The sequence below is a fragment of the Rhodococcus sp. P4_B6 genome (assembly GCF_056402215.1).
This window is the reverse complement of sequence record NZ_JBFUHV010000084.1, coordinates 26,047-36,922: the sequence shown is the minus strand read 5'-3', so window position 1 is coordinate 36,922 and position 10,876 is coordinate 26,047. Positions and strand designations below refer to the sequence as shown.

At 66.4% G+C, this 10,876-nt stretch carries 12 protein-coding genes and 1 tRNA gene; 6 read left to right on the top strand and 7 right to left on the bottom strand.

Annotated features, from left to right (window positions below; genetic code table 11):
* The 3 genes from AC1DWT_RS30670 to AC1DWT_RS30660 form a co-directional block, all read left to right on the top strand.
* On the top strand, positions 1 to 506 hold a 506-nt coding region (locus AC1DWT_RS30670), incomplete at its 5' end, for an MFS transporter (RefSeq protein WP_477923521.1).
* Between the two features lie 30 nt (positions 507 to 536).
* Positions 537 to 1,313: an SDR family NAD(P)-dependent oxidoreductase gene (locus AC1DWT_RS30665; protein WP_477923519.1), complete on the top strand. Its 777-nt coding sequence runs from the start codon at positions 537 to 539 to the stop codon at positions 1,311 to 1,313.
* A complete protein-coding gene (locus AC1DWT_RS30660) occupies positions 1,310 to 1,636 on the top strand; it encodes a hypothetical protein (RefSeq protein ID WP_477923516.1) in 327 nt (108 codons plus the stop codon). The genes AC1DWT_RS30665 and AC1DWT_RS30660 overlap by 4 nt, the downstream gene beginning before the upstream one ends.
* A gap of 91 nt (positions 1,637 to 1,727) precedes the next feature.
* Here the strand turns inward: AC1DWT_RS30660 and AC1DWT_RS30655 are convergent, their stop codons facing one another.
* The 7 genes from AC1DWT_RS30655 to AC1DWT_RS30625 all read right to left on the bottom strand — a co-directional run bounded on the left by AC1DWT_RS30655 (position 1,728) and on the right by AC1DWT_RS30625 (position 7,241).
* Positions 1,728 to 2,492 carry a hypothetical protein gene (locus AC1DWT_RS30655; RefSeq protein WP_477923514.1) on the bottom strand — a complete coding sequence of 255 codons (765 nt, stop codon included), beginning with the start codon at positions 2,490 to 2,492 and terminating at the stop codon, positions 1,728 to 1,730.
* A 123-nt stretch (positions 2,493 to 2,615) separates the two neighbouring features.
* Positions 2,616 to 2,689, bottom strand: a tRNA-Leu gene (locus tag AC1DWT_RS30650).
* A gap of 50 nt (positions 2,690 to 2,739) precedes the next feature.
* Positions 2,740 to 3,684, bottom strand: coding sequence for a Ppx/GppA phosphatase family protein (locus AC1DWT_RS30645; RefSeq protein WP_477923512.1), 945 nt, complete (start codon positions 3,682 to 3,684; stop codon positions 2,740 to 2,742).
* Complete coding sequence (locus AC1DWT_RS30640) at positions 3,681 to 4,235, bottom strand: DUF501 domain-containing protein (protein WP_072940892.1); 555 nt, start codon at positions 4,233 to 4,235, stop codon at positions 3,681 to 3,683. The genes AC1DWT_RS30645 and AC1DWT_RS30640 overlap by 4 nt, the downstream gene beginning before the upstream one ends.
* A complete protein-coding gene (locus tag AC1DWT_RS30635; protein ID WP_477923510.1) occupies positions 4,232 to 4,954 on the bottom strand; it encodes an FtsB family cell division protein in 723 nt (240 codons plus the stop codon). The genes AC1DWT_RS30640 and AC1DWT_RS30635 overlap by 4 nt, the downstream gene beginning before the upstream one ends.
* Before the next feature lie 33 nt (positions 4,955 to 4,987).
* Complete coding sequence (eno, locus tag AC1DWT_RS30630) at positions 4,988 to 6,274, bottom strand: phosphopyruvate hydratase (protein ID WP_072940896.1); 1,287 nt, start codon at positions 6,272 to 6,274, stop codon at positions 4,988 to 4,990.
* Between the two features lie 196 nt (positions 6,275 to 6,470).
* Positions 6,471 to 7,241: a lytic transglycosylase domain-containing protein gene (locus AC1DWT_RS30625; protein WP_477923508.1), complete on the bottom strand. Its 771-nt coding sequence runs from the start codon at positions 7,239 to 7,241 to the stop codon at positions 6,471 to 6,473.
* Between the two features lie 246 nt (positions 7,242 to 7,487).
* Between AC1DWT_RS30625 and efeU the strand changes: the two genes are divergently transcribed.
* The 3 genes from efeU to efeB are packed head-to-tail and all read left to right on the top strand — an operon-like array spanning position 7,488 to position 10,862.
* Entirely contained in the window at positions 7,488 to 8,423 is a 936-nt protein-coding gene (gene efeU / locus AC1DWT_RS30620; RefSeq protein WP_477923505.1) for an iron uptake transporter permease EfeU, read from the top strand.
* 16 nt (positions 8,424 to 8,439) lie between these two features.
* Positions 8,440 to 9,579 (top strand): iron uptake system protein EfeO, encoded by a 1,140-nt coding sequence (efeO, locus tag AC1DWT_RS30615; RefSeq protein ID WP_477923503.1) that lies wholly within the window; start codon positions 8,440 to 8,442, stop codon positions 9,577 to 9,579.
* 2 nt (positions 9,580 to 9,581) lie between these two features.
* A complete protein-coding gene (gene efeB / locus AC1DWT_RS30610) occupies positions 9,582 to 10,862 on the top strand; it encodes an iron uptake transporter deferrochelatase/peroxidase subunit (protein ID WP_477923501.1) in 1,281 nt (426 codons plus the stop codon).
* Positions 10,863 to 10,876 lie beyond the last annotated feature (14 nt).

The following is a 10,876-nucleotide window of genomic DNA, read 5'->3' as shown; positions in this document are numbered from 1 at the left end:
TCCTGTCGACGAGTTATGACATGTCCTTCGAACGCTCCTACTTTCTCGCTCTCGTGACCGGAGCGGTCGCCGGTGCGACGATGCCTCTGTTCGGAACACTGTCCGATCGAGTCGGCAGGCGTCCCGTTCTCATGTTCGGATCCGTTGCCGTGGTCCTGCTGTCGTACCCGCTCTACTACATGTTGAAGCTCGGATTTGGCGGCGGACTGATCGCACTGGTCATCGCCGGAATACTCATCGGAGTGGTCGGCGGACCGATGCCGGYCTTCATGTCCGAGCGGTTCCGCACACGCAACCGCGCCACCGGCGTTTCGGTAACCTACGCACTCTCCGTTGCCGTCTTCGGCGGCACAGCTCCGTACATCATCACCTGGTTGGCCTCGACCACGGGCGATCCGCTCTCGGCCGCGTACTACACCCTGGGTTGCGCGGCGATCAGCGTCGCTGCCCTTCTGACGGTTCGCGGCGCGCAACCGAATCAACACCACCACCAACTCGAACTCTGACTCGACACCAATTCGACGAAAGAAGCACTCGTGCAACTAGAAGGTAAGCGGATCCTGGTCACCGGCGGCGCGCAGGGGATCGGCGCCGCGATCGTCAAGGCGTACGTCGCGGAGGGAGCGCAGGTCCGCTCCTACGATCTGAACGAAGCAGGCGGACAGAGCACGGCCGAGGAAGCCAACGAAGCCGGGCCCGGCTCGGTGAGGTTCTCGAAATTGGATATCACCGACGGTACGGCCACCGAGTCACTCTTCCGCAGCGCCGCAGAAGAACTCGGCGGCATCGACGTACTGGTGAACATCGCCGGCCTGCAACGCTCGGCCATGGCAGAGGACATCACGGCCGATCTTTTCGACAGCATCTACCGGGTCAACGTTCTCGGCACGATTCACACCAACCAGTCGGCCTATCGAATCATGAAGGACGCCGGGACCGGGGCAATCATCAACTTCGGCTCGATGTCCGGCTTCACCGGGGAGCTGTCGAACGCCACCTACGGATCCTCGAAAGGCGCCGTTCACACGTGGACCCGGACCGTCGCACGCGAATGGGGACCGTCGGGAATTCGGGTGAACGCGGTGCTTCCGTATGTGAACACACCGATGTTCGACAAGTACACCAGCTCACTCGGCCCCGAGGAGCTCGCCGCGTACCAGGAGCAACTGCGGAAGGACATCCCGCTCGGCGGAACCTTCGGAAACGCCGAGCGCGATCTGGCCCCGGTCCTGGTCTTCCTCGCCGGCGATGCATCGCATTTCATCACCGGTCAACTGCTCCCCGTCGACGGCGGGTTTGCTGCAGTTCGTTGATCGAACTCGGATGGAACTGCGACCAGCCGATCGGCCTACCGGCCGGTCGGCTGGACATCGCTCCGGCAGAACGCGGCGTACGGCTCCACGACTTGCGCCATACCTTCGCCACGATGCAGCTGATGGCCGGGACGCACTTCATGCAGGTCTCCAAGTGGCTGGGCYACGGCACCTTCACTCTCACGCTGGACACCTATGGCGATTGGATTCCAGAGGAGGACGGTGGCGCAGTCAACACGCTGCCGGAGCCAGAGACAGCCACGTACGGGGTTGCTGCTCGTACGTCGAACGTGGTCCCGTTTCGGCGGAAGTCGACGGGTTAGCGCCGAACAGCTTGAATGGCTTTCCTTCGGAACCGCCATTCCTCCGAGGGTCCAGGCAGACATATACGCCAGCAAGGCATTCCATTCGGTTCTAACCCGAAACTACTTCGGAGAACAGTTCGATCGGAAACTCAGCATTCGGGTCAGCCGAGGGCCGCACGCCTCCTCGCGCCAAGATCGCGTGCGGCCAGTTGTCGCCGCACAGCTTTTCAAGCTTGTTGGCATACACGAACAGCTTTTCGCCGATATCGGCTAGGTCGTGAAGTGAACCCCGCATGAGGGCACCTGAACCGCTACGCCGATACCGGACGTTACGAACGCTTCCAATGTCATATGTCCACCAGTACCCATGGATCACGTCATTGCGCCGGTCTCTCAACTGCTCGCTCTTGCTCCAGTCAATCAAGCTCTTCAAGTCCCTACGCTGGCCGCTGGTGTCGTCGCATAGCGTGAGGAGCTTCTCTTCGAGCTGCTGCCACATGTCGCCACCGACCGATTTCAAGTCGAATTCGCTATTCGTCACCGAGACGTAAAGCTGCTTCATCGCCATCTCGACGTGACCCGCAGCGACTGCAATCCCGCCGATCATCGTGAAGAGGTTCCGCTGGAATTTCACGTCGCCGGGTGTGTGACCGCCAACCCTTCGTGGACGCGCAATATCGAGCCGCATCTCCTGCGTACCGTCTGGAACCGTCAGCACATACTCCACTGGAGGCAGCAGCGGCTCTTCCATTTCTTCGCGAACGCACAGAATGCCGTACCCCGGTGAATCGCCTGGGGGTTCGCTGATTGAAACCCGGGCGTCGCAGTCCGACTCGGATTGCGCCGTCGTGTCCTGTCCACCGTCAGTAGTCACGCTGTTGATTGTGCCAACCGCCACCGACAAACCCGGCGCTGCGCCACCCCACCTGCCGCGCCGTGAAGGTAGCACGGGGGTTGCACAGCAGCAGTTAAGCTGGGACAAAACTGCCCTGACCTGTGCCCCCAGTCGGACTCGAACCGACACTTGGCGGATTTTAAGTCCGCTGCCTCTGCCAATTGGGCTATAGGGGCTGTCGACCGCCGAGTGTGTTGCTCGGCGACCGTGCGCAGATCACCCTAGCTCAGGCGATCGACAAGGCGATTCCGTCGAGGATGTCGTGTTCGCTGACGACGAGTTGGTCGATGCCGGCCTTTTTCTCGAATGCGTCGGCGAGGGCGAGGGTCACGATCGCTCCGCCGCCGATGACGTCGACCCGTCCGGGGTGCATCGGTCCGAGCGCGGCGCGTTCGGTGTGGGTCATGGCGATCAGCGAGTTGCAGACCTCCCGCAGCCGGGGCAGCGGGATGCGGGAGAGATGCACCTGTTCGGCGTCGTATTCGGGCAGCTCTTTCGCGAGTGCGGCGATCGTGGTCATGGTGCCTGCGACGCCCACCCAGGTGTGGGCCTGTTCGACGGGGACGCGAGCGAACGCGTCGTCGAGGCATTCCTGTGCGAACGCCCGGGCGTCCTCGATCTGTGCGGGCGTCGGCGGATCGTCGTGGAGGCAGCGCTCGGTGATGCGCACGCACCCGATGTCGGTGGAGAACGCCGCGTGAACGCCGGATTCGTCGCCGAGCACCACTTCGGTGGAACCACCGCCGAGGTCCACGACCACGAACGGCCCCTGGGAGGGATCGAGTTCCCCGACCGCACCGTTGAACGACAGTCGCGCTTCCTCGTCGCCGGTGATGACTTCGGCCCCGGCGCCCGGGATGACGGCGCCGAGCACGTCGCGGGTCATCGAGAAGAAATCCTCCCGATTGGACGCGTCGCGGGTGGCGGACGTGGCCACCATACGGACGGCGGTGGCGCCGGCGTCCGCGATCATTCCGGCGTACTCGGTCAACGCGACGCGGGTGCGTTCGATGGCCTCGGGCGCCAGACGCCCGGTGGCGTCCACGCCCTGCCCCAGCCGGACGACGCGCATCTCGCGGCAGACGTCGTGCAAGGCACCCTTGTCGTCGACATCGGCGACGAGGAGGCGGATGGAGTTCGTGCCGCAGTCGACGGCGGCGACGCGCGTCACTGTTCGGGACTTTCGATGTCGTCGATGCCGGGCCAGTCCGCGGGAATCGCGGTGCCCCTCAGCTTTCCGCCTGCCGCGGATGCGGCGAGGGCCACCGACTCGTCGCCGAGCGGGTTGACGCCCGGCCCCTTCGCGAGCGAGTGGGCCATCAGCACGTGCAGGCATTTGACGCGTTCGGGCATGCCGCCGCCGGTGAAGTCCGTTCCCAGTGGTTCGATGGCGTCACGCTCGGCGAGATACGACTGGTGGGCGCGCAGGTATGCGGCCGCGAGTTCCGGGTCCTGCCCGAGACGTTCGGTCATCTCACGCATCACACCCGCGGACTCCTGCCTGCTGGCCTCCGCGGTCAGTCGCGGGTCGGTCAGGTAGTACAGCGTCGGGAACGGCGTTCCGTCGGGAAGTTTGGGCGCGGTCTTCACGACGCCGGGTGCGCCGTCGGGACTGCGGTACGCGATCTCGAGCACTCCTCGCGGTTCGCGGCCGAGTTGGGCGGCGACGGCGTCGAGGTCTTCCTGCGGCACGGGGCTGGACGGGTTGGACGAAGTGGTCACCCGGTGGGTTCTCCTGGTTCTGGCGGTACGGGCGGCGGCACCAAGGGGGGCGCCGGAGCCGGTGCCGGCTGCACCTCGGGCGCGGCCGGCGGTTCTGAAATGGTCTTCCACAGGTCGGAGTACCAGGGGCCCGCCATCTCGGCGTCCTTCTCCTCCTGCTTCTCCGGCTCCTTGTAGTCGCCGGGCAGCTGCACCTGGAACGGCGTGTCGCCAGGCTTCACCCACCGGAGCCGTCCCCGCGCCTGCGCCTCGATGTAGGCGGGGTCGGAGTAACGCTCCTCGAGAATCCGCAGTTCCCGCAGATCCTTCTCGAGTTGAACCTGTTCCGCTGCAATGCGATCCGCTTCACCACGCTGGGTGAGGTAGTTGCGCAGCGGAACCGCGAGGGTGAGGGCGAGAAGCAGCACGACCATGACGAGGACGAGCGCCTGGCCCGTCGACAGCCCGAGGATCTTGTGCTCGGACCGAGGTATGCGGGCGGCCCCGGTCGCGCCCACCCGTCTCGGGCGGGCGCGGCCCGGGAGCACCTTGCCGGTGTCGGCGCTGTCGACGGCGTCCGGTTTGCCGTCGGCCTGCCCCGGCGTCGTCGACTTGGTGGTGCGGGGGCGTCGCGCTCCGGGAGCGCCCTCCGCGCGGCTTCCGCGGGCCCGTTCACCACGCCCGGTGCCACGGCCGCCCGGACTTGCTCCGGACGACCGCGGCCTGCCGCGCTGTGCCACCTACCCCAACACCCCTAACTCGACTGTCGAACGTCAGCCTTCGAATGCGAACCGCGGGAAGGCGACCTCGCCGGCGTAGCGGGCGGCGTCGCCCAGGTTCTCCTCGATGCGCAGCAGCTGGTTGTACTTGGCGACACGCTCGCTGCGTGCGGGGGCGCCGGTCTTGATCTGACCACTGCCCACGGCGACCGCGAGGTCGGCGATGGTGGTGTCCTCGGTCTCGCCGGACCGGTGGCTCATCATCGTCTTGTAGCCGTTGCGGTGCGCGAGGTCGACGGCGTCGAGGGTCTCGGTCAGCGTGCCGATCTGGTTGACCTTCACCAGCAGCGCGTTCGCGGCGCCCTTGACGATGCCCTCTTCCAGACGCTCCGGGTTGGTGACGAACAGGTCGTCACCAACGAGCTGGACCTTGTTGCCGATCTGATCGGTCAGGGCGACCCAGCCGTCCCAGTCGTCCTCGTCCAGCGGGTCCTCGATGGATACGATCGGGTACGCGTCGACCAGTTCGGCGTAGAACGCCGCCATCTCGTCCGCGGTCCGGTTGCTGCCCTCGAACTTGTAGCCGGTGCCGTCCGTGTAGAACTCGGTGGCGGCGACGTCGAGTGCCAGCGCCACGTCGGTGCCCAGCACCAGACCGGTCTTGCCGATGGCGACGCTGATCAGGTCGAGGGCTTCCTTGGTGCCCGCGACGTCGGGGGCGAAGCCRCCCTCGTCACCGAGACCGGTGGCCAGGCCCTTCTCCTTCAGCACCGACTTGAGGGCGTGGTACACCTCGGCGCCCCAGCGCAGGGACTCCTTGAATGTGGCGGCACCGATCGGGGCGACCATGAACTCCTGGACGTCGACACCGGTGTCTGCGTGCGCGCCACCGTTGAGGATGTTCATCATCGGGACGGGCAGGACGTGGGCGTTGGGGCCGCCGACGTAACGGAAAAGGTCGAGACCGGACGACTCGGCGGCCGCGCGGGCGACCGCGAGGGACGCACCCAGGAGCGCGTTGGCGCCCAGACGCGACTTGTCGGGGGTGCCGTCGGCGTCCAGCAGGGCCTGGTCGACGGTTCGCTGCTCGGTGGCGTCGATCCCGATGATGGCCGGAGCGATCTCGCTCAGGACGGCCTCGACGGCCTTCTCGACACCCTTGCCGTTGTACCGGTCACCGCCGTCACGCAGTTCGACGGCCTCGTGCTCACCGGTCGAAGCACCCGACGGAACCGCGGCGCGAGCGAAACTTCCGTCGTCGAGCAGCACCTCGACCTCCACCGTGGGGTTACCACGGGAATCGAGGATCTCACGGGCTCCGACCTGCTCAATGATGGACACTTGCTGATTCTCCTTATATTGGCCTTCGCACTGTGCAGCGACCGGTCCGATCGTGCCAGGACACCAGATCGTGCCAGGACACAGCGTAACGGCACACCGAAACCGGCGCGGGATGGCGCGCCCCGCCGACGGCGATCCGCCCGCGCGACACCTGTCGATACGACGGCGATCAGGTCACGAAGCGGTGGTGGAAGGGTTACGGACGCACTCCGACGGAGTAGGCGGACGCCCGGTCGCGTACCAGGGTGAGGTACTCCCCCGACAGGTTGTAGGCCATCAGAGCCGACTGCCAACCCTCCGGCGAGGTGAGGTCGCCGCCCCGCTCGCACAGGTAGCGGGCGGCGGTCAACGCCGAGTCGTCGATGTTGTCGGCGTCGGCCACGCCGTCACCGTTCGCGTCGACACCCCACCTCTTCCACGTCTCGGGAATGAACTGCAGGGGACCCATGGCGCGGTCGTGCACCGGGTCGCCGTCCATCGCCCCGCCGTCGGAGTCGGGGATCTCGGCGACGCCGGGTCCGCCGTCGAGCGGGATGCCCCGGATCTCGGGCGTCACCTGTCCGGTCGGCCCGACCGTCGAACCGGCGTGCGTGCCGTGCCTGCTCTCGACGCTGGCGATTCCGGCGAGGGTGGTCCACCCGATCCCGCATCCGGGTTTCGTCTCGGCCATCACCGCCGACGCGTAGCCGTACGCCTCGAGCGCGGTATTTCCGACGCCGATCGAGTCGGCCAGTCCGGCGGACCACTCGTGCAGTTGATCCGCGGAGCGTCCCGGCGCGTCGATGTCGATCGGCGGGGTCGCCGCACCGGGACCTGGTGGGATGCCTTCCGGTATGGCGATCCTCGGTTGCTGCTCCCGCGAGCACGCGCCGTAGGCGAGAACCGCGACCACCGTCGCCGCGAGCAGTGCGAACAGCGGTCCGGGCCATCGGGAACGACGTTTCGGCCGCACGGGATATCGGTTCACGTCTCCATCATCCACACCGAACTCGTCGATCCCGGCCAGGCGAGACGGCGTCCACACCGAATACGGGTCACGACACGGCAACACGCCTAAGGTAAAGAGTTGTAAAAGTGCAGGTGAGGGGTTCTTCGGACGCGCTCACCCGGTGTATGTTTTTCCACAGGGCTAAGGTTCGCCTTGCCTACTGCAAGGTTGCCTATCCAACCTTGCTGATCGCTCGCGCTCGACCCGCCTCGATCAGGAGTGTGCATGTCAGTTCTCGCCGCAGGGACCGCGCCGTCGATCGCCACACAGCTGTTCGGCAGTGGATTGATCGGTCTGCGCGAGGGCCTCGAGGCGGGCATCGTCGTCATGATCCTCGCCGCGTTCCTCGTGAAAGCCGAACGCAAGGACGCACTCAAATGGGTCTGGCTCGGCGTCGGCATCGCCGTGGCGATGGTGGCGGCGATCTTCCTCGTCATCCATTACGGAACATCCACCGTCACCGGACTGACCGCCGAGATCATCGCCGGCGTCGCTTCCCTCGTCGCGGTCGCGATCGTCACCACGATGGTGCTGTGGATGCGGAAGGCCGCGCGGACCATCTCCCACGACCTCAAGGCCGGCATGGAGAAGGCACTGGTCGCCGGTCCGATCGCGGTACTCACGCTCGCGTTCTTCGCCGTCGGCCGAGAAGGTGTCGAGACCGCGCTCCTCATGGTCGGGTACGCCGAGAACACCGCAGGCAGTGCATGGCCCCTCGTCGGCCTCCTGCTCGGCATCGTCGCGGCCGCGGTCCTCACCGTGCTTCTGTACATGGGCGCCGTCCGCCTCGACTTCGCGAAATTCTTCAAGTACACCGGCATCTTCCTGATCATCGTCGCCGCCGGAATCCTCGGGTACGGCATCCACGCCCTGCAGGTCGGTGGCGTCCTGCCCGGCGGTTCCGCACTCGCGTTCGACATCTCCGGCGGATACGACGCCTCCAGCTGGTACGGCACCGTCTTCGCCGGCATCTTCAACTTCCGGCCCGACCCGACCGCCCTGCAGGCGGTCGCCTGGGTCGTGTACGTCGTCGTGGTCCTCTTCCTGTTCCTCCGGCCCGTCTCCGCACCGACACGCGCACCCGAGCCCTCCGCATCCCCGACGGCCTCCGCGGCCCCCGAGCGCACTGCCTCCCCCTCACCCGACGAAACAGTTTCGTGAAAGGCAACGTCCGCCCATGAAGACCATGCGCCGATCCACCTTCGCCCTCGCCTCGGTCGCCGTGCTGCCGCTGGCCCTCGCAGGCTGTACCGAGAAGTCGACGGAGAACACCGACGACATCACCGTCACCGCGAGCGACGAGACCTGCGACGTCAGCGCCGACTCCGGGACCACCGGGAGCAGCACGTTCCAGGTCACGAACAACGGCAGCAAGGTCACCGAGTTCTACGTGTACGCCGAGGGCGACCGGGCGATGGGTGAGGTCGAGAACATCGGTCCCGGGCTCACCCGCCAGCTCATCGTGTCGCTGCCCGACGCAGGCACCTACCAGCTCGCCTGCAAGCCCGGCATGGTCGGCAACGGCATCCGGCAGGAATTCACCGTCACCGGCGACTCGATGAGTGCCTCCGACGAGAGCGGGCAGCTTGCCGAGGCAGCCGACGGCTACCGCCGCTACATCCGCAGTCAGGTCGTCGCCCTGCAGGACACCACGCAGCAGTTCGTCGACGCCGTCAAGGCCGGCAACATCGATCAGGCCAAGGCACTGTTCCCCGTCGCCCGCACCTACTACGAGCGCATCGAGCCGGAGGCGGAGAGCTTCGGTGAGCTCGATCCCAAGCTCGATCTGCGGGAGGCCGACCTCGAGCCTGGGCAGGAATGGACGGGCTTCCACCGACTGGAGAAGGACCTGTGGGTGACCGGTCCCCAGCCCGATACCAACGCGATCGCCGACCAACTCGTCGTCGACGTCCAGTACCTCGCCGACCAGGTGAACGCGGAGGACTACGCGATCGACCCCACCAAGATCGCCGGCGACGCGCAGGGGCTGCTCGACGAGATCTCGACGTCGAAGATCACCGGTGAGGAAGACATCTTCTCGCACACCGACCTGTGGGACTTCCAGGCCAACGTCGACGGCTCGCAGGCCGCGGTCGCCGCACTGCAGCCGATCATCGAAGAACGCAATCCCGAACTGGCCGCAAACATCACCCAGCGTTTCGCGGACCTCGATGCCGACCTCGCTCAATACCGCCAGGGTGACGGGTTCGTCTTCTACGACACTGTCAACGAACAACAGCGCCAGGAACTGTCGCGCAAGATCGACGCCCTGTCGGCCGAGGTCAGCCAGGTTCAGGGCGTAGTAGCAGGCGCATAATCATGACTGATCCGACCGATCCGACCGAGACGACCACCACGGTGGACGAGCGCAAGGGCATGTCCCGACGACGTCTGTTCGGCGCCGTCGGGGCGGGAGCCGCCCTGGCAGGCGCCGGTGCACTGGTCGGGCGCGCCACCGCCGCCGAACCGCCGTTCTCGCATGCCGACGTCGTCGCCTTCCGGGGCGAACACCAGGCAGGCATCGTGACGCCCGCCCAGGACCGGATGCACTTCGTGGCGTTCGACGTCACCACGAAGTCCCGGGAGGAACTCGAGGCGCTGCTGAAGAAATGGACCGTGATGGCCGAGCGGATGACCGCCGGCGAGGAGGCCACCCCGGACGGGGCCATCGGCGACGGCCTGTATGTTCCGCCCAGCGACACCGGGGAGGCGCTCGGCCTGGCGGCGTCCCAGCTGACGCTGACCATCGGGTTCGGACCATCGCTGTTCGACGACCGGTTCGGGTTCGCATCCAAGAAGCCCACGGCGCTCGAAGAACTTCCGCACTTCCGGGCGGACAACCTGGATCCGGCGCGCAGTGGCGGCGACATCGCGATCCAGGCGTGCGCCAACGACCCGCAGGTGGCCGTGCACGCCATCCGCAACCTGGCGCGCGTCGCGTTCGGGACGGCCTCGGTCCGCTGGTCGCAGCTCGGCTTCGGCCGCACGTCGTCCACGTCCACCACCCAGGACACCCCGCGGAACCTGTTCGGGTTCAAGGACGGAACGAACAACATCAAGGCGGAGGAAACCGACGTCGTCGACCAGAACGTCTGGGTGGCCTCCGGCGACGACCAGCCGTGGATGGGCGGCGGCACGTACCTCGTGGCGCGGCGGATCCGCATGCTCATCGAACAGTGGGACCGCACCGTGCTCGGCGAGCAGGAACGCGTGATCGGGCGGTCCAAGGGCAGCGGCGCTCCCCTGAGCGGCAAGGCCGAGTTCGACGAACTCGACCTCGACTCCAAGAAGGGACACGACCCGGTGATCGACGTCGACGCCCACGTGCGGCTGGCGTCCGCGCAGGAACTGGGCGGCATCCAGATCCTGCGTCGCGGTTACAACTTCACCGACGGCTCCGACGGTTTCGGCCACCTCGACGCCGGACTCTTCTTCATCGCCTACTGCCGCAACCCGCAGGAACAGTTCGTGCCGATGCAGCTCAACCTGTCGAGAAACGACGCGATGAACGAGTACATCCAGCACGTCGGATCCGCACTCTTCGTCTGCCCGCCCGGACTCGCCGAGGGCCAGCACTGGGGTCAGGGTCTGTTCACGTAGCCGGCACGCGCCTC

Bases quoted from the DNA above. Each gene is read 5' to 3' on its own strand.
- efeB (WP_477923501.1), top strand. From the start codon at position 9,582: ATGACTGATCCGACCGATCCGACCGAGACGACCACCACGGTGGACGAG.
- efeO (WP_477923503.1), top strand. From the start codon at position 8,440: ATGAAGACCATGCGCCGATCCACCTTCGCCCTCGCCTCGGTCGCCGTG.
- efeU (WP_477923505.1), top strand. From the start codon at position 7,488: ATGTCAGTTCTCGCCGCAGGGACCGCGCCGTCGATCGCCACACAGCTG.